This window comes from Streptomyces sp. NPDC058872 (genome assembly GCF_042743065.1).
GTDB lineage: Bacteria > Actinomycetota > Actinomycetes > Streptomycetales > Streptomycetaceae > Streptomyces.
Genome location: NZ_JBHYMK010000006.1, coordinates 71319 through 89693 on the forward strand (window position 1 = coordinate 71319; position 18375 = coordinate 89693).

The 18375-nt window shown below is 70.2% G+C and carries 15 protein-coding genes and 2 pseudogenes; 5 read left to right on the forward strand and 12 right to left on the reverse strand.

Going from position 1 to position 18375, the window contains the following annotated elements:
* Nucleotides 1-90 precede the first annotated feature (90 nt).
* Entirely contained in the window at nucleotides 91-1200 is a 1110-nt protein-coding gene (locus ACFW22_RS05420) for an SPFH domain-containing protein (RefSeq protein WP_386399509.1), read from the reverse strand.
* Nucleotides 1201-1229: 29 nt separating this feature from the next.
* A complete protein-coding gene (locus ACFW22_RS05425) occupies nucleotides 1230-1667 on the reverse strand; it encodes an NfeD family protein (protein ID WP_386399197.1) in 438 nt (145 codons plus the stop codon).
* Nucleotides 1668-2168: 501 nt separating this feature from the next.
* On the opposite strand from ACFW22_RS05425, the pseudogene ACFW22_RS05430 reads away from it, so the two are divergent.
* Nucleotides 2169-2318, forward strand: a pseudogene (locus tag ACFW22_RS05430) (CPCC family cysteine-rich protein); the annotation flags it as partial.
* Between the two features lie 102 nt (nucleotides 2319-2420).
* Here ACFW22_RS05430 and ACFW22_RS05435 read toward each other — a convergent pair.
* Nucleotides 2421-3557 carry a Fic family protein gene (locus ACFW22_RS05435; RefSeq protein WP_386399202.1) on the reverse strand — a complete coding sequence of 379 codons (1137 nt, stop codon included), beginning with the start codon at nucleotides 3555-3557 and terminating at the stop codon, nucleotides 2421-2423.
* 586 nt (nucleotides 3558-4143) lie between these two features.
* Between ACFW22_RS05435 and ACFW22_RS05440 the strand changes: the two genes are divergently transcribed.
* From ACFW22_RS05440 to ACFW22_RS05450, 3 genes and pseudogenes are all read left to right on the forward strand, one after another.
* The gene (locus tag ACFW22_RS05440) at nucleotides 4144-4530 is read left to right on the forward strand and encodes a CPCC family cysteine-rich protein (RefSeq protein WP_386399205.1); all 387 of its coding nucleotides are present in this window, start codon (nucleotides 4144-4146) and stop codon (nucleotides 4528-4530) included.
* Nucleotides 4527-5258 carry a HEAT repeat domain-containing protein gene (locus tag ACFW22_RS05445; RefSeq protein WP_386399207.1) on the forward strand — a complete coding sequence of 244 codons (732 nt, stop codon included), beginning with the start codon at nucleotides 4527-4529 and terminating at the stop codon, nucleotides 5256-5258. The genes ACFW22_RS05440 and ACFW22_RS05445 overlap by 4 nt, the downstream gene beginning before the upstream one ends.
* A 3-nt stretch (nucleotides 5259-5261) precedes the next feature.
* A pseudogene (locus tag ACFW22_RS05450) lies at nucleotides 5262-5714 on the forward strand (DUF6000 family protein); the annotation flags it as partial.
* 100 nt (nucleotides 5715-5814) lie between these two features.
* On the opposite strand, the gene ACFW22_RS05455 reads toward ACFW22_RS05450, so the two are convergent.
* The gene (locus ACFW22_RS05455) at nucleotides 5815-7983 is read right to left on the reverse strand and encodes a DEAD/DEAH box helicase (protein ID WP_386399210.1); all 2169 of its coding nucleotides are present in this window, start codon (nucleotides 7981-7983) and stop codon (nucleotides 5815-5817) included.
* A gap of 177 nt (nucleotides 7984-8160) precedes the next feature.
* On the opposite strand from ACFW22_RS05455, the gene ACFW22_RS05460 reads away from it, so the two are divergent.
* Nucleotides 8161-9330, forward strand: coding sequence for a hypothetical protein (locus ACFW22_RS05460; RefSeq protein ID WP_386399212.1), 1170 nt, complete (start codon nucleotides 8161-8163; stop codon nucleotides 9328-9330).
* A 334-nt stretch (nucleotides 9331-9664) separates the two neighbouring features.
* Here ACFW22_RS05460 and ACFW22_RS05465 read toward each other — a convergent pair whose 3' ends face one another.
* The 8 genes from ACFW22_RS05465 to ACFW22_RS05500 form a co-directional block, all read right to left on the reverse strand.
* Nucleotides 9665-10414 carry a 2OG-Fe(II) oxygenase gene (locus ACFW22_RS05465; protein ID WP_386399214.1) on the reverse strand — a complete coding sequence of 250 codons (750 nt, stop codon included), beginning with the start codon at nucleotides 10412-10414 and terminating at the stop codon, nucleotides 9665-9667.
* A 111-nt stretch (nucleotides 10415-10525) separates the two neighbouring features.
* Entirely contained in the window at nucleotides 10526-11167 is a 642-nt protein-coding gene (locus ACFW22_RS05470) for a LysE family translocator (RefSeq protein ID WP_386399216.1), read from the reverse strand.
* Nucleotides 11168-11296: 129 nt separating this feature from the next.
* On the reverse strand, nucleotides 11297-12211 hold the full coding sequence (locus ACFW22_RS05475) for an alpha/beta fold hydrolase (protein ID WP_386399220.1): 915 nt from the start codon (nucleotides 12209-12211) through the stop codon (nucleotides 11297-11299).
* Nucleotides 12212-12221: 10 nt separating this feature from the next.
* Nucleotides 12222-13583, reverse strand: coding sequence for a hypothetical protein (locus ACFW22_RS05480; RefSeq protein ID WP_386399223.1), 1362 nt, complete (start codon nucleotides 13581-13583; stop codon nucleotides 12222-12224).
* Nucleotides 13580-14842 (reverse strand): ATP-grasp domain-containing protein, encoded by a 1263-nt coding sequence (locus tag ACFW22_RS05485; RefSeq protein WP_386399226.1) that lies wholly within the window; start codon nucleotides 14840-14842, stop codon nucleotides 13580-13582. Before ACFW22_RS05485 ends, ACFW22_RS05480 begins: the two co-directional genes overlap by 4 nt.
* Nucleotides 14839-15771 (reverse strand): alpha/beta hydrolase, encoded by a 933-nt coding sequence (locus ACFW22_RS05490; protein ID WP_386399230.1) that lies wholly within the window; start codon nucleotides 15769-15771, stop codon nucleotides 14839-14841. Before ACFW22_RS05490 ends, ACFW22_RS05485 begins: the two co-directional genes overlap by 4 nt.
* Complete coding sequence (locus ACFW22_RS05495) at nucleotides 15749-17083, reverse strand: MFS transporter (protein ID WP_386399233.1); 1335 nt, start codon at nucleotides 17081-17083, stop codon at nucleotides 15749-15751. Before ACFW22_RS05495 ends, ACFW22_RS05490 begins: the two co-directional genes overlap by 23 nt.
* The gene (locus tag ACFW22_RS05500; RefSeq protein WP_386399236.1) at nucleotides 17080-18345 is read right to left on the reverse strand and encodes an acetyl-CoA carboxylase biotin carboxylase subunit family protein; all 1266 of its coding nucleotides are present in this window, start codon (nucleotides 18343-18345) and stop codon (nucleotides 17080-17082) included. The genes ACFW22_RS05495 and ACFW22_RS05500 overlap by 4 nt, the downstream gene beginning before the upstream one ends.
* Nucleotides 18346-18375 lie beyond the last annotated feature (30 nt).

Genomic DNA, 18375 nt, shown 5'->3' on the forward strand with positions numbered 1-18375 from the left:
CGGTGAGGGAACCGGCCCGCTCGGAGACCCCGACGGCGACCTGCTGCGGGAGTGGTCACAGCGGGGTTCCCGGAGCTCTGCCTCCGGCGCTCAGTCGCTGGAGTTCTGTCCCCGGCCCGGCACCTGGGGCGCGCCGGCGGCCTCGGCCTCGGCCTTCGCGTCGCTCACCACGGCGGCAGCCTGCTGCGCGACCTCGTCAGCAGCCGTGGCGGCGTCGAGCGAGAGCGGCGAGCCGGTTTCAAGCTCCGGGGACCCGCCTTCGTCCGACACGCCATCGGCATCGCCGGCGGTCGCTTCCTCCGGCTGCGCGGATCCGGGAAGACCCGTAGTCGACCGATCGCCGAAGGCGCTGGTGACGGTGCGCATCGCCTCGGTCAGCTCCCCCGGGATCACCCAGAACGTGTTGTTGTCGCTCCTCGCCAGATGCGGAAGCGTCTCGAGGTACTTGTAGGCCAGGACCTTCGAGTCGGCGTTGTTGCGATGAACGGCCTGGAAGACCAGTTCCACCGCCTTCGCCTCGCCGTCCGCCCGCAGGATCATGGCCTGCTGCGTGCCCTGGGCCTCCAGGATGTCCTTCTGCTTCGTGCCCTCGGCGGTGAGGATCTTGGCCTGCCGCTCCCCTTCGGCGTGCAGGATGGCGGCGCGCTTGTCCCGCTCGGCCCGCATCTGCTTCTCCATCGCCTCCTGGATGGAATGCGGCGGATCGATGGCCTTGATCTCGACGCGGTTGACCCGGATGCCCCACTTGCCGGTGGCATCGTCGAGGACGGTACGGAGCCGGGCGTTGATCTCCTCGCGCGAGGTGAGCGTCTCCTCCAGGTCCATGGAGCCGATGAGGTTCCGCAGCGTGGTGACGGTGAGCTGATCGATCGCCTGCAGGTAGTCGGCGACCTCGTAGGCTGCCGCTCGCGGGTCGGTGATCTGGTAATAGAGCACCGTATCGATGTTCACCACGAGGTTGTCCTCGGTGATCACCGGCTTGGGATCGGACGAATACACCTGCTCGCGCACGTCGAGTTTGGTGTTGACGCGGTCTGCCACCGGCACGACGAAGTTCAGGCCGGGTTGCAGCGTTCGCTGGTACCGGCCGAACCGTTCGATGTTGTAGCGGCGCGCCTGCGGGACGATCCGCACCGTGGCGGCCACCAGGAAGAGAACCACGATCGCCGCGACGAGAATCGGGATGACAACCGGATCCACCATTCCTCCGTGGGGATGTGTTCAGCCGTTCATGGGAGAAGTTCGCGGGGGTAGACGATCGCCGTGGCGCCTTCGATCTCCATGACGTCCACCACCGCCCCCACCGGGATCACGTGGCTCTCGTCGAGAGCACGGGCGGACCATTCCTCACCAGAGATCTTGATCAGGCCGTGGCTCGCGGTGACCTCCTGCATGACCTCGGCCCGCCCGCCGATCAGCGCGGCGCTGCCCTCACGGGCAAGGGGTGCTTGGGTCATGTGCCGCAGCGCGACGGGCCGGACGATGACGAGTCCCGCCGCCGCCGCTGCCCCGAGCGCCACCAGCTGACCGAAAAGCCCGATGCCGACACCGGCGACCACAGCGGCAACCAGCGCGGCGCCCGCCAGCAACCCGAAGACCAGGGTCAGGGTGAAGAACTCCGCGACCCCAAGCACTCCGGCGGCGAGCAGCCATACGAACCACGGCATCGAATCAGCCTCCATCTGGGGTTTTACCCACCAATCGACCCCCCGGAACGCGGACGCAAGGCACCCGTCCGGACCCGTCTGCGACCAGGACGCCCGGACGGCGACGGGAGGCGGCGTCCGAGGACTCGGTCGGCCTTCCCCAGGAGGCGGAGGCCGACGGAGGCGTATGAGGAGCTGACACTCCTGTGCGGCCCTTCCGTGGAGGTCGTCAAGGTCTGAGGCGGTCTCACGCCGACCAGACCTGCCACTGCCCCAGGGGCGAGGACTCCCTACGGACGGGCCTGTGATCGACCCACCAGCAAGCGGTTCGGGCACAGTCGTCGACGATATGTCGGTTGTTGAAGCGGAATACCTGAACCCCGATCCTGACCTGCTGCGGAGCCCCCTCCAGGGCTCTGAAATGGGATCTCCTCATTGGCGTACGTTGGCCCCCGACGGCCGTTTACGGGTGTCCCGCGGACTGGCTGCGGACTGGCCGGGGGTGCCGAGGCAGAGAAATCCATGACACACGGGCGGGACCGGCACAAGGAAACTGCCCAGGTGAGCGACCGCTACCCCTGCCCATGCTGCGGGCACCGCGTGCTGGGCGAGATGCCCGGCTCGCACGAAGTCTGGCCGATCTGGTTCCGGGAGGACGACGAGGTCCAGCTCCGCCGGCCATGGACAGCGGAGCGAACAACAAGTTGCGCGTGCCCCGAGTGCGCCTGTTCCGCACCGCCCATCGTGACTGATTCGGCAGTTCGCGAGATGCCCTCAGTGCGTGTACGGATCAGCCAGTGCCAACGGCGTCCGGGCCGCTTCAAGAGCCGACCCCGGAAAGGCGGGGCCGGCGGTGTAGAAGCGGGCACGGGTGCGGCCGACCGATGTCAGGACCTCGCCCGCGACCAGGTCCCGCAGGTCGCGTTGGGCTCGCTGCAGACTCAGGTCCTCCGCTCGTTCGTAGCGTGTACGACGCACCCGCCCGGACATCGCCACATCGTGCAGGGCGGAAACCACCCTCTCGTCCAGCCCCCGGCTCTCCGCGAACTCACCCAGCAGGAGCCACACCCGACTCGAACGATCCAGGCGATTGCGTACGGTCTGCGCCTGCTGGTGGTACGCGGTGAGGTTGAAACGGATCCAATCGGAGACGTCCTGGTCGGGGCGGTAGGTGGCCCCCCGACGCTGCAACTCGCGATAGCACTCCCAGGTATTGCCGGGGCGCCCCAGCCAAGCCTCGATCGAGGAGAACTCGGGAGCCAGTTCTCCCTGTCTCGCGATCATGAGCGTTTGGAGGGATCGGGACATGCGGCCGTTGCCATCCGCCCATGGGTGGATGGCAACGAGGTGGAGATGCGCCATGGCGGCCCGCACCAGCGGGTGCGAGCCGTCGTCCGTGTTCAGCCAGTCGACCAGTTCACCCGTCAAGGCAGGCACCTCGACTGCGTCCGGTGCCGTATATGCCGCGATACTGGGGTCGCGGGCGTCTGTCACGTACACCGCACCACGGCGCCACTGCCCGGCCGGCTTCCGCGGGGCGTTCCGGTGTCCCTGCAGCATCCAATGCAGCGCGTTGAGCAACTCCTTGCTGTACCGGAAGTCCGCGACGTCATGCAGCGTCTGGATATAGGTCATCATCCGCTGATAGGCCAGCGTCTCCTCGCGATCCTCCTCGGAGACGTCAACATCCCGCTCGCCCTCCAGCAAGTCCTCGACGTCGACCGTGGACACCCTGAAACCCTCGATCGAGTTGGAGGCCGCCACCGCATCCGCGGTCAAGAACTTGCGCAGCCCTTCGGTCCACTTCACCGGAGTGGACCGGACCTGGAGGCGCAACGAGCGACGAAGGTCTTCGATCTCGCCGAGAACGCGCTGATCCTCGGCGGTGAGAGCAGGCGTGGGGAAGAGCATGCCCCCACCCTAGAGTGACGTAAATATTACGTCAATGCGTCAGTGCTGATCGACGCCTCGACGTCGATCGTCCACCGGAACGACGAAGAGGTCGAGCCCACGAGAAGGGCAGGGGCGGTAGGCTGCGCCTCGATGGCGACACGGCTGGTGAGAGACGGGGCCAGACGACGGTCACGGCGCCCATGAGCGTCGCGCGCCATGCGAACGGCGAGGCGATCGAACGAGCATCTACTAGAACCCGATGTTGCGACGGCCGGTTGACTCCAGGTCGCTGCCGCGGCCCGAATGCACGACGCAGCCGTGCCACGTCGAACCGTTCTACGGACTGATGCGGACAGCGCGACGGCCTGACCCGCGTTCCCGCAGGTCAGGCTGCCTCCATACATGCGATCAGACGTTGAAGCGGAATGTCTGCGGGCTGATCCTGACCTGCGGCGGAGCCCCCTCTAGGGCTCTGACCTGGGATTTCCCGGTTGGCATGCGTTGGCTCCCGACGGCCGTTTACGGGTGTCCTGCGGACTGGCCGGGGGCTCCGAGGCAGCGAAATCCCTGGCACACCGGCAGGACCTGCAAAGAGACTGCGCAGGTGAGCGACTCCTACCCCTGCCCGTGCTGCGGGCACCGCGTGCTGGGCGCGATGCCCGGCTCGTACGAGATCTGCCCCGTCTGCTTCTGGGAGGACGACGGGGTCCAGTTCCGCTGGCCCACCGTGGCTGGCGGGGCCAACAAGGTCTCCCTGATCGAGGCCCAGCGGAACTACCAGGACTTCGGCGCCTGCGACGAGCACGGCCGCCGGTACGCCCGCCCTCCGGCCGAGGACGAGCCGCTCGACCCCGCCTGGCGCCCCATCGATCTGACACGGGACTCCTTCGAGGACTGGACGGCCGAGGACCGCGCTCCGTGGCCCGACGACGGCTCGGTGCTCTGCTGGTGGCTTCCCACCTTCTGGCGCCGGGACCACTCCGCGTCATGACCTCCCACATCGAGACACTCGTCCAGCAGCTCGACGGCAAGGCCGACGAGTCCTACGACGCCCGCGCGGAGCTGATCTGGATCGGCGCCGACGCCATACCCACCGTCATCAATGGCCTGCCTTCCCTCGGCGGCTTCGGTCAGCTGAGCGCCATCGAGGTCTTCGAGGAGGTGGGCGATCCCCGTTGCGGCCCCGCTCTCATCGGCCTACTGGACAGCGACAACCCGACCGTCCGCGAACGGGCGGCCATGGCCCTGGCGAGCCTGGAGATCAACGGTGCCGTCGGGCCCCTGCGCCGCGCCTACCGCGCCTGCCGGGAACGGGCAACCCCACCGGACTGGACCGAGTCCGTCGGCATCCGCTGGGAGCTGACCGAACTCGGCGCACGCACCCCCGTCGTCCCACCGCTCACCGCACGCCTACGCCCCACCGCTGCGGACAACGCCCCAGGCTGGCCCTCGGCCCACTTCACCGAGATCGTCAACGACCTGGCCGACCACGCCCAGGTGATCCTCTACTCCCAGTTCTGGCGAGTGGACGCCGGCCGCACGTACGGCATCTCCGGTCCCGGCCTGGATGGGGAACTCGACTGGACCGCGCCCTGGGAGCACCTGGTCGAAGAGTCCCGCACCTGGTCCCTACTGGAAGCCTCCGAAGCCCCCGCCGGCGACAACATCTTCGTCTCCCCCACCTGGATCGACCGTACCGACCTGTCCCCGGAGAGGTGACCGATGCCGTCCCAGCGCCCCGAGGAGATCGGCTACGGCCATGTGGTCGAGAGCTACGTGACGAGGACGTACGGGGGACTCCCGCGCTATCTCGTACTGAACGGCGGGCGGTTCCTGGGCCCCCGGTGGTGGCACACCACACGCTTTACCCGGCACATGATCGCTGACGCCGCCGCGATCAACGACGAGGAACTGGCAGCCCTCCTCGGGTACGAATGGCGCTCGCGCCTCACCGCCGGCTGGCTGATCGGCGTCGACCGCCGCGAACGGTTCCGGGCACGCATCGGCGACCTGCTCCTGGCCGGCGAGGTCTGCTACTCCGGCAGCGCCTACTGCTTCGCCCTGGCCCGCCTCGGCACCCACGCCGACGCCGAGGTCCTCACCGCCTACCTCGACCGCTACCTCCCCCGCACCGACCTCCCCTACGACCAACCCGCCGCCCTCGGCGCCCTCCTGCACCTCGACGCCCGCCTCGGCACCCACCACGCCGACCGCTTCACAGAGCCCGCTGCCCCTGCCCGTGCTGTGGACACCGCCCACTGTGCGACTCGCCGCCTCACTCGGCTGCCGTGGGCCCCTCGTCCGTCATGCCCAGTCGCACCTGTTCCTCCTCGACGATCCTGCGAGCGATCCCGACATCGGAGACATCGACCGCGTCCGGGGTGGCCTCGGCAACAACGCTGCGCCGGGCGTACGAGTCGAAGAGGCGGGTCTTGCGCTCCAGCATCCTCACCATGCTCTCGTCCACCCCGCCGGTGGCGAGCAGACGGTGCACCCGCACCCGCCTGAGCTGGCCCATGCGATGGACCCGAGCCACCGCCTGCTGCTCGATGGTCGGCTTGGTCTGCGGTTCGCAGATGACGACCACGGACGCCGCCTGGATATTGAGGCCGATGCCCGCCGCCTGCACCTGCGCCAGCAGCACCGCGGGCCCGGACACGGCCACGAAGTCGTCGACGACCTGCTGCCGTCGCGCGGCCGGGACTCCGCCCGTGAGCGGACCGTGGACGGGAGAACCGGTGGCCAGGGCCTCCCCCACCACGCCCAGAACGTCCTTGAAATAGGAGAAGACCACCGTCTTCTGCCCGTTCTCACCAGCCTCCCGAACGATCTCACGGAGCCGCTCCAGCTTGGCCGACTTCTCGGGGCGCATGTACGCAGCCCTGCGCATCGCCATGAAGTTGCCGGCGCGCACCGCCTCTCGGTAGACCTCCTCGTCAGAGACACTCAACTCCTCCCACTCGTCGGTGTGCTGGAGCACGGGCAGCTCCGCCAGCACGTCCTTCTGGTTGCGCCGTAGATAGACCGTCGCGACGGCCTTGCGGAAGGCCACCGAGTCGGTCAGGGCGTCCCCTTGCGTCAAGGAGTCCGCAAGGCCGGGACGGAGCATTCGGATCAGATTGCGGAACTCCCCGACCCGGTTCTCCATCGGGGTGCCGGTCATGAAGAGGGCGCGCTCAGAGCGCTCCACCCACTGGGCGACCGCCTGAGACCTCAGTGCCTTCGGGTTCTTCACCAAGTGCGCCTCGTCCACAACGAGCATCCCGACCTCGTCGTTGCCCGGGGCGGGGAATCCACGCAACGCGTCGAAGGTGGTCACCCCGACCCCGCCCTGCCTCTTCCAGTCGTCGAATCCTTCGTGCCGGTCGGGGCCGTACAGGAGAACGGGCCTCAGCGTGCTGCGGGCCTCCATCTCGCGCACCCAGTTCACCAGGAGGCTCGGCGGACAGACGACCATGAAATGGCTCTGCCCCTTGGTGACCAGATGCGTCAGCGCCGCAATCGCCTGGATGGTCTTGCCGAGCCCCATCTCATCACCGAGCACCACTTTGCGTTGGGCGAGGACGAACCTCGCGCCGAACTCCTGATACCCACGCAGGGAAACGCTCAGGCGGGAATCATCGAGGCGCTGGCGTCGTACCCGCTCGGCGAGCTTGTCGGGCAAGAACCCCTGGGTGGCGCCCACGTCCGGCACCTGCCCGGGCATCTCGGCCAGCAGGCTGTAGTACTCGGCGGAACGCAGCTCGAAGTCGACCCAGGCCGCGTTGTCGGTCGCGGGCTCACGCAGCAGATCCACCGACGCCTGGGCGAGGAGTTCGAGCACCCCCACCCGGTCCGCGTCTTCCACAAGCGACCGAATGCCGTCGACCGCGGCCAGCGCCCGGGACCGCCTCTCTTGGCCTGCCAGGAGCATTCGCAACCGTCCGGTGGCCGGTCCGGCGTCAGCTAGCAGTGGACCGAGCCGTCGTACCAGGCCTTGGGCCGTACCGACCGCCCGCCGTCCGTTCGGTCCTGCCTCCACCAACGGGTTCAGGGCGATGACGAGCGCAGCGGTCCGCGGCTCCGGCAGGTCCACGTCGATGCGCACGGCGACGTTCTCGTGCGCCGCCTCGGACAGGCGCTGGGCGGCCGCGAAGATCTGGTCGGCGGTCCGTCGGCCGATCCCAGGAATCTGCCGTAGGCGGTAGGGGCCCGCTTCGAGTACCTGGCCCACCGTCCTCAGCCCGTTCCGCTCCATGCCTCCCCACTGCAGACGGCCCTCGGTGACCTCCTCGAGCCGGGCGACGGGGGTCGCATCGAGCTCCCGAGCCACCGCCTCGTCCTGGAGCGGCTTCCATGCCGCCTGTACCGCCTCGACGACCCTGTCGTGATCACCGCACAGCGCCTGTGCCGCCTCATACAGCCGCGCTCCCCTCGCGACCGTGTTCCGCTCGCCACGCCCCACTCTTCCCGCCCCTCTCCAACCCTCCGCGCATCCTCCCACCGCCCGCACCGGGCCCCGACAGGCGCCGATCCGGCACCGTGCCGGTTCGTCGACACGGCCAGTGCGCACGACTGCGGAGGGGGTCGGCATCCGGACCGGCCCCATCGGATTGTCGGTGGCGACTGGTTCCATGGCGTCATGAGCACCGTGCACGAGACCGCCGCCCTCCTCCCCGACCCCGTCCGGCTCCGCGCCCACCTGCGCGCACTGGCCCTCCTGGACTCGACGATCAGTGACGATCCGCGGTTCTGCAGCTACAGCTTCGACACCGGCTGGGGCCCCGGTGTGGAGGCGGCCCTGATGGAGAACGGCTCGGGTGACGACTTCTCCGTCCTCTTCACCCCGGCCGGCGTGCTCATACGCGGTTTCGACCACGAGTCGGAGATGAGTCCGTACGGGACGGACGACGAGCAGGTCTGGCCCGGTGTCATCGACGAAGTACCCGCGGCGCTGCGCCCCTTGCTCGATGATCCCGCCTTCTGCGACGAGGGCATAGACGCCCCTCGCATCACCGCCTGCTTGTGGCAGGAGACCGACGACACCACCTGGCGCACCGGCTCGGCCATCTCCTTCCCCGCCGACGTCGAGGACCCGGACGGCTCCGGTTTCCTCTTCCCCCTCCTCACGGACCGCTCCCCCGAAGCCGTCCAGGCCCACTTCCAGGACCACTACGAGCGCCCCGTCCCCCTCGACGCCATCCGCCACGTCCTCGCCGGGCGTGCCCTCACCCCTGCGATCTGTGCAGCCCTCAACCCGGCGGCCTTCTCGGACGACGCACTGCTCCACCGGATCGCAGCGCACCCCGAGGTCGCCTCCTACCTGTCCTGCGACGGCGAGATCGACCTTGCCCGGACCGACCCGATCGAGTCGATCGTCCTGCCCAACGGCCTTCCGGTGGAGCCCGTCGCCGGCTGCAACGCGGGCGGCACCCACTACCTCTGCGGCCCGGCCGCCCGCGACGGATCCCGCCCCGTCCTCTACACCGACTCCGAGGGCCGGGCCTCCCTCATCGCCGAGTCGCTCGCCGAGGCCCTGACCCTCGCCGTCGTCCTGCCGTCCTGGCACGACGCCCTGGCCGGCTTCCGGCCCCCGGTCCTCGGCTCCGACCACCTCGTCGACCACCCGGACCACCCCGCCGTCCGTGACCACCTCCTCGCTGCGCTGCGACTTCCCCCGGCCACCGAGGAGCAGGTCCTGGGCCGCCTGCTCGCCACCGCCGCCCGCACCGTCCCCGACGGGTTCCTCCCCTCCGTGTGCGGTGAAGAGGATTCCGCCTTCGAGCCGATGCTCGAACCGTCCGCCGGGTAGAGCCGGATCCGAACGGCGTTGGCGCCGCGTCAGGACGTCCGGCGCCCGTCCAGCACGGTGACGGCGAAGGGGTCGCCCCGGAGCAGATCGACGCGTCCCCTCTCACGGCCCTCCGTGCGGGACCTTCCCGTGGGCGACCCGGGTCACCGCGTCGACGGACGCGTCGCCCCGGCCCGGGGCGACGGCGCGGGCGGGGAGGCCCCGGCAGGACTCCTCCAGACGATCGAGCGCGCCCGCACGGTTCACGGGCGACGCGGGACCGGTTTCCGGATGCCGGCCCGGCGGGCTGCCGGAACGAGGCACGGACGGGGCTCACACGTGCCGGAGCCGTCCCTCACCGGGCCTGGTGGAAGATCACGGCCAGGACGTGCCGCTCACCGCGCCCCACCTCGCCGCTGCCGTGCCGCACCGCATGTCTGCGCACCCCGTGCGGGCCGCGCACCGGCCGTTCCCGTACGGGGAAGACCAGGCCCTGCCCCAGCCCCGGCCGCACCACCACGGCCCGCGACTGGGCGCGCGGTCGCTGTTCCACGAACACGCTCTCGCCCCCGGTGAAGTCCACCTCGGGCTCGTTCAGCAGGATCGAGACCTGGAGCGGGAAGACCACGTCCCCGTACACGTCCTGGTGCAGCGACGCGTAGCCGCCCGGCCCGTACCGCAGGATCAGGGGGGTCGGCCGCCGCTGGCCCTGCTCCGCGCACCGCGCGTGCAACTCCGCCAGCCGGTCCGGGAAGCCCGGCTCCTTCAGCAGGCCCGCCCACCGGTTGGCCACCCACGCCAAGCCCGGGTACAGGCCCTCGCGCAGGCGGCGCAGCAGCGGCAGGCCGTCCGGGTCGGCGTAGTAGCGGTACGTGCCGCGGCCGTACTCGTGCCGCTCCATCACCACGGTCGACCGGAACAGCTCCGGCCGCCCGAAGCCCTCGATCAGCTCCGCGCACTCCTCGCGCGTCAGCAGCGGCGGGGTCAGGGCCGCCCCCCGTTCGTCGAGCTCCGCGGCCACGCGGACCCAGTCCACGCCCCGGACCGCCGCGCCCTCGACCGGCGGCCCCTCCACGACGGGGTCGAACAACGTCAGTTCATCCATCGGACCCTCTTCCCACCGCCCCATCCTGCCTTCCGCCCGGCTGCCCCACCGGCGGCTTTCGGACATCACCGTCGGGTGGCACCGACGCCGTGCTCGGAGGGGGCCGCGCCGTCAGCCCAGGACGAGCCGGACGCCGAAGCCGATGAACACCACGCCCAGGACGACGTCCACCCAGCGCAGCAGGGCGTGCCGGCCCCCCACGGTGCGCCGGGCGGCCCACGCGCCGATCCGGACCGTCACCTCGGTGAGGACCAGCAGCCAGAGCGCACCGATCGCCAGGTACACCGTGGCGAGGACGGCCATCGAGGGCCCCGGCGGCCTGCCGGCCGGGACGAACTGCGGCAGGAAGGCCAGCAGGAAGAGGCCGACCTTGGGATTGGTGCCGGTGCACGCGAGCCCCTGGACGTAAGCGCGCGGGCGGCTCACCGGCTCGGGCTCGGAGCCCGCGGTGGTCGCGGGGGCGGCCGATGTGCGGATCGCGCCGATCAGGGCCCGCAGCCCCCAGTAGCAGAGCAGGGCGGCACCGCCCCATTGCACCGCCCGGAAGAGCCCGCTGTCGGCCGTCAGCAGCAGCGAGACGCCGAGGATGGAGGCCGTCGCCTGGAGGCCGCCCGCGGTGATCATTCCGGCGGCGGCGGAGAGCGGGGCGGCCCGGCCTCGGCCGCCGAGGGCCAGGCGTGTGATCAGTGCGGCGTCAGGCCCGGGGGTGACGATGACGAAGAGGGAACTGGCAAGGAAGATTCCGCTGATCACGTCATTCACCAGGTGGTCGAGGGCCAGTGGCGCGACCGCGCGCCGGACGGGGTGGAGGGTTCCGGACGGGCACGGCCCGTTCGAAACCCTCCCGGAACTCCCCCGGAGCTTCCCCCGGGACAACCGGCGTCAGCCGGCCTTCCAGAACTCCCGGAGTCGCGCGAAGACCGTCTCCGGCTCCTCGACGTGCCCGAAGGAGCCGCTCCGCTCCAGCACCTGGAACTCGAACTGCGGTGCGTGCAGCACGAATTCATGCTGGAGCTTCGGGTAGAGAGCACGGTCGAAGCGGCCCGCGAGGACCAGGGTCGGCACGGTGATCTCCTTGAGCCGGGGCCGGAAGTCCGGGATCCTGGCCACCTCGCCGCCGATCATGAAGTCCACGTCGGCCCCGACGAACACGGGATACAGCTCCATGTTGCGCGCACCCGGCTCGTTGAGCAGCAGGGAGGCGTTGTCCGGGTCGTAGAACCTCACCAGCTTGGTGGCCGCCGCGAACTGGGTGCGCAGTTCCTCGTCGGTGGACGCCAGGCCCTGGGCCCGCAGTTCCTGGATCCGCGCCCAGACCTCGGGCGCCTGAAGGGCCAGCTCCCGGTTGATGTTGGCGTGATTGAGCTGCCACATCTCCGGGCTGTGCAGGCTGTTGGCCAGCACCAGGGAACGCACCAGCCCGGCGTGGTCGAGTGCGAGCGCCTGGCCGAGCAGACCGCCGTAGGAGAATCCGTACACGTGGACCGGACCGACGTCCAGCGCCTCGATCAGCGCGGCCACGTCGGCCACGTCCTCGCGGAAGGTGATGTCCGTCAGTTCCGCCGGCTGGTCCGACCGGCCCCGGCCGAAGAGGTCCACGTAGATGACCTGGTGGTCCTCCGCCAGAGCGGAGAAGAACGGATGGAACACCAGGTGGGACCCGGCGGGGCCGAGGCCCGACAGGAGCAGGACGGGGTCGCCGCTGCCCTCCGTCTCCACCCACAGCCGGCGGCCTCGCACCTCGTAGTGCCGGCCTTCGGGGTGGTGGATGGCGGTGTCGCTCTGCTGACTCGTCATCGGAGTCCTTTCAGTTCTGGTACGTGAAGACGCCGGCGGTGCGGGTCTTCGGGTGCGCGCCGATGCCGATCACGGCGCTCTCGCCGGCGGGCAGGGCCCGCGCGTAGGTGCCCGCATAACCCTGCGGGGTGACGAACAGCCCCCACGCCGCCTGCCACTCTTCCAGGGTCCCGGTCTGCGGGTCGATCACGGGCTCCGATCTCGGCCGAACCCGTTCCTGGACGATGGCCCCGCCCTCGTCGACCGATGCCAGCGCCTCTCTCCAGGCGTCCTCGCCGACGGTCCAGCCCGCGAGGACGCCCGACCCTCCGTACCCCGCGTTCGGCTTCAGGATGAGCTCCTCGCGGCGCGCCACGCACTCCTCGGACAACTCCGCCTCGAAACGCTGCCCGAAGGTGCCGCCGATGGCCCGGGTCCAGGGCAGGACCCGATCGATGACGGCCAGTTCGGCCGCGTCGAAGCTGTCGTGGACCCGCGGGTCGGAGAGCATGGCCAGGCACGCCTTGTTGTTGGCCAGATTCGACTCCATGGGAGTCCAGATCGCCAGGGTGCCCGCCTCGTGGGCCCGGCACACCGGTTCGACCAACGACTCGCCGTCGGGCTGGGCGAGGATCTCGTCGGCCGAGTAGCAGCGCAGCACCACGTCCAGCTTCCGCCCGCCGAGCAGGACCTGGTCGCCCTTGGCGCGGACGTCCCCGATCTCCCCGAGGTGCAGGTCGAGGCCGAAACCGCGCATCAGCTCCTCGAAGGCCCGCCACGAGGCGCCGTAACCACCGGCCAGGCCGCCGGGGGCCTCCAGGACCGCCACCACCGGCTCCCGGCCACCGGTGATCGCCGTGCCGACGGTGCGCAGCGTCTCGGCGACCATGCGGCCCGTGTCGACGTAGCGCAGCGCGTGCTGCTCGGCGAAGCGTCCGAAGGCTTCGACGCCGAGGAGCAGTCGGGGGATCTCGCCGGCCCGGTCCACCCCGCCGAGCTCGCTGGCGAGGTTGAACTCGAGCAGCTTGAAGCCGGTGCCGTCGTGGTACATGTCGGCCCGGCCGTACAGCGGCGGCTTGCCCCCGCCGAGGCGGGTGTTCAGACGGGCCCGGCGCTCGTCGAAGCCGAGCGCGGCACAATAGCGGGCGATGTCCCCGTCGAACAGCCGGGTCGGAAGGGAGGTGAGCAGCTCGTACACCTGGATGACGTCGTCGGCGAAGGCCCGGACCTCGCGCTCTTCGAGGAAGAGCGGCCGGTGGAGGAGCCGTTGACCGGAGGAAGCCGAGAGCGCCGGCGGCAGGGCGGTCTCCCGCATGGCGGTGCGCAGCCCGCCGTCCGAGGACTGGCATTCCCTCAGGTACTGCGCGGTGACGGCATCGGTCTCAGGGATCACGGGGTGGGCTCCTCGGTGACGATCAGTCCGGCCTCGATGCGACGGACCTCTTCGTAGTCGGCCCAGATCTGCTTCCGGTCGGGTCCGGACAGGACCGCGAAGCCGAGGCTCAGGGTGTTCAGCAGGTCCTTGGTGACCTCCAGTCGGTCACCGTCCTCGATGCCGATCACATGGGCGTAGTGGGTGGCGAGCTTGCCGATCTCCTGGAGGCACGCGGCGTTGCGCACGATCCCGGCGGCCCTGCTGATCAGGAAGACCACCAGGGTCGGGTTCAGCAGCTCGTAGTGCTCGGGGAGCTCGCCCCCGGTGACGTAGCGCACCGCGCGGTCGATCTGGCTGTCCCCGGTGGCCGCCCGGCAGAACCGGGGCTGCCCGCCGCCGTGCGGGCGGGCGTTGAGCTCGATCAGCCGGGGACCGTCCTCGGTGAGCATCACTTCGACGTGCGCGGCACCGAAGCGGAAGCCCACCGAGTCGAGGAACCGGCGGGTGTAGTCGACGAGGCCGGCGACCTCGGGCGCGTCGGGCGCCACCCACTCCATGGCGTCGTAGACCGCCATGTGCGTGCCGTTGTCGATCTTGCTGTAGCGGCAGAGGTCCGTCACCGTGTGCACGCCGTCGTGGCTGAAGACATCGACCACGTACTCGTGCCCGGTGACGAACTCCTGGACGACCATGCGGTCGTTGACGATCTGCCACTGGTTGTGCCTGCCGAGCTGGGCCTCGAAGGCCTCCCGCCAGTCGTCCCGGACCCTGGTCACGCCGTCGGTGCTGGCGCTCTTCGGCGGCTTGACCACCAGGTCGCGACCGGTCAGGCCCTCGCGCTCGATCCAGGCGGCGACCTCCGCCGCGTCGTCCGTGCAGATCTGTCGGATGACCGGCAGGCCGGCCCGGCGCGCGGCCTCGGCCATCTCTCCCTTGTGCCGCCGGGCCTCGCGCAGTTCGGGGACGTTGGCGAGGTCTTCGGTGATCTGCTCCGCGAGCAGGTCGGCCAGTTCCACACCGGACTCGGCCCCGGGGAGCACGCAACGGGGCGACAGCCGGCGCAGGCGGGAGACCACGGCGTCGAGGTCGCCGTCGAAGACGATGAGCTCGGGGAAGTCTTCGGGATGGAAGGAGGCGCGGTACACCTCGGGCATGTCGGGTCCCGAGAGGACCGCGACGACCGGCACGCCGGCGTCCTTGAACGCGGCGGCGTACATGCCGCCGGAGGAGAACGGGTCGACGATGACGACGGGGCCGTCGGAGGGGGACCGGGTCACCGGTTCGCTCCCGCGAGACGGGCCGCGGCCGCGCAGAAGCGGTGCCAGGCGTCCATCACGGCGGGCGACAGCTGCCGTGCGCGGACGGCCGCGTGCACCAGGCCGGGCTCGACGACCACCTCGGCCTCGGTGCCGTTCTCCCGCAGCTTGTCGGCGTAGGTCGTGGAGTCGACGACCAGCGAGTCCAGTTCGGCGCCCATGATGTAGGCGGGCGGCAGGTCGTGGAACTCGCCGCGGACCAGGGGCGAGACGTACGGGTGGAGCACGTCGGCGGCGTCGGGGCAGTAGCAGGCCGTGTAGTACTCCATCTCGCCACCGGTGAGCAGCGGCGCGTCCTCGCCGCCGTCGCGCCAGCGGGAGAAGTCGAGGACCGGGCTGATCGATGCCTGACCGGCGATCTTCGGGCCCTGGCGGTCGCGGGACATCATGCACAGCACGACCGACATGTTGCCGCCCGAGCTGTCGCCGCAGACCACGATCCGGTCGGGGTCGATGTCGAAGCGCTCGGCCTGTGCGGCCACGCCGGACAGGGCTCCGTAGCAGTCTTCCAGGCAGGCCGGGAAGGGGTGCTCCGGGGCCATCCGGAAGTCGACGGCGATGGTGGTGAGGCCGGAGTTGGAGGCCAGTTCGGCGGCGACCGTGTTGTGGGTCTCCAGCGAGCCGACCACGAAGCCGCCGCCACGGATGTACAGCAGCACTCCGCGGCCCGCGCGCTCGGCGGGCCGGTAGACCCGGAGCGGGATCCGGCGGCCCTCGTGCTCCACCGCGTCGTCCGTGATCTCGACGCCGGTCGGCAGCTCGTAGGGGAACTCACGGCCGAGGCCCAGGTAGAGGGCGCGCTGCTCCTCCACCGGCTTCTGGTAGAAGTCGGGCGGCATCGCCTTGTTGCTGCGGGCGACGAACTCCTCAATTCCCGGGGCGTACTGCATCGTTCTCCTTCGATCGTGCGGTGTTGAAGACGGCGTCCCGCATGCCCCGGCGCAGCAGGGCGGGGAGGCAGAGTACGGTGCCCACGGCCCCGATCCACATGGCACCGGTGAGGCCGACCAGCGCGGTCGCGATGGACGCGAAGAGGCTGCCGAGCGAGATCATGCCCCACATCAGGAAGCGCTGGACGGAGCCCACGCGTCCCAGGAGCTCGGGTGGAGCCGTGAGTTGACGGAGCGTCAGGGACGTGGGTGAGTACGATCCCTCGCCGACGCAGTGGAAGATGGAGCCGAAGATCAGACCGCAGGCACCGGCCACGCCGCCGAGCGAGCCGAAGGCCGGCATCGACAGGATGCCCACCACCGAGATGGTGGCGGAGATGGCCAGGGCCTTCTCGTAGCCCAGCTTCTCGCCGAGCCTGGCGGAGATCATGTTGCCGATCGGGTAGCCGGCGGCGGCGGCGCCGACCACCACGCCGATCCACTGCGGCGAGAGGCCGAGCTCGTTGCGGCAGTACAGCACCAGGCTGGTGGTGACCATGGTGAGGAACAGCGCGTACGTGGTGCCGCACAGCATGATCGGCTGCAGGATCGGGTGGCGGAGCACGAACTTCAGGCCCTCGCCGATGCTCTTGCGCATCCAGCCCCGCTCACGGGCGACCTTCTCCCGCGGCGGTTCCCGGTGCTTCATCATCACCAGCGTCACCACGGAGGCGGCGAATCCGAAGACGTTGACCGCCACCGCGCCGACCACGCCGAGCAGCGCGATCAGCGGGCCGGCCGCCATCGGGCCGACCGCCTGCGAGGTGGACTCCGACAGCGCCAACCGCGCGTTGCCCCGGTGCAGGTCCTTCGGGTTCCCGAACAGGTTCGGCAGGTACGAGGTGTACGCCACCTGGAAGAACACGACCGCGCAGCCGCTGATCGTGATCAGCGCCATCAGCGACCAGAAGCGCAGCGAGCCGGCCGCGGCCAGCACCCAGATCATGCCGAAGGCCAGGAACTGCAGGGAGTTGGCCCCGATCATGGTGGCCAGCCGGGGCATCCGGTCCACGATGGCGCCGGCCTGCAGTCCGAGCAGCAGGAACGGCAGGAACAGCGCGAACTTGAGCAGGGCCGCCTGGGCGGGTGACGCCCCGAGCGTGGTCACCGCGAGCAGGGGGAGCGCCAGTGTCATGAACTGGTCGCCGAAGAGGCTCACCGACTGGCCGGTCCACAGCAGGCGGAAGTCCCGTCGGGCGGTCGGGGCGTTGGCCGGTGCCTCGGCTTCGGGAGGGTGGCCGTCCTTGGCGGAGGTGTCGTTGGCGGAGGTCACGAGGTGGCCGCCGTCTGGGGACGCATCCGGATGGCCTCGCTGGCCTCGGCCGCGACCTTCTCGCACGCGGAGGCCGACTCGCCCTCGACGACGAGGTACCCGAAACGGCTGGTGACATGGCCGGCGGGCGGCAGAAGCAGCTCCTGCCCGGGGCTGGCCAGCACTCCGTACGCGTTGACCTTCGCCTCGAGCACGGCCTCGTCGACCGTCACGTCGGCCACCGTGCAGTCCGACTCCGGGTAGAGGAAGTGGACGGCGGCGGTGCCGCGCCGGGTCGGGGTGGTGGCCGGGCGCTTCCCGCACGCGACCTCGACCGCCGCCCGGCCGGGATCGACACCGGTGGCGACGAAACCGACGTAGGGGATCAGGTCTCCGCCGAGGCGGGCGTTGATCTCGATGAGCTTCGGGCCGTCGTCGGTGAGCCGCAGCTCGGTGTGGGTGATCCCGGTGTGGTAGCCGGTGGCCCGGTGGGCCCGGGTCAGGACGTCGAGCAGCACCGGGTCGGTGAGCAGCGGGTCGGTCGCGTCGACGGTGTGCCCGATCTCCTCGAAGTAGGGGTCATAGCCGCTGATCTTGCGGGCCACGAAGAGCGGGAACAGCTCGCCGTCGACCAGCGCGGCATCCACGCTGATCTCCTCACCGGTCAGGTACTCCTCGACCAGCACGCCGTCGTCGTAGTACGGCACGCCGTCCTCCTCGGCGCCCCTGGCCTCGGCGTAGCCGGCCTCCAGGCCCTCCTCGCCGGTGACCGCGTTGACCCCGAAACTGGCCCCCAGGGCACGGGGCTTGAGGATGACCGGGTAGCCGATCTCCGCAGCGACCTCGCGGGCCCGGTCGAGCGACGGAACCAGGGTGGAGACGGCCTGCGGCACCCCGGCGTCGGCCAGCGCGAGCCGCGTCTGGTGCTTGTCCCGGCAACGGGCGACCGCCTCGGGCGGCGATCCGGGCAGGCCGAGGGCCTGCTGGACCTCAGCCGTCTGGATCATCCGGACCTCGTCCCAGCAGAGCACCCCGGAGACCGGATGCCGGCCGGTCACCTCTCGGGCGGCGGCGATCATGGCGGGCACGTCGAGGGTGTCCACGACCGTGTGGCCGACGATGTACCGCTTCTCCCAGGTCGGCTCTTGGGTCAGGAAGAGCCAGACTCGCGCCGCGCCGGACACCAGGTCAAGCAGGTATTCCCGATAGAGGTGGTAACCGCTGCTGACCAGAATGATCAGCGGCTTCTCGGCAGCGTCGCTCTCGTGGAGCGGGTTGGTCATCGATGTCTCCTGGTAGTGCGGAGGTGGCAG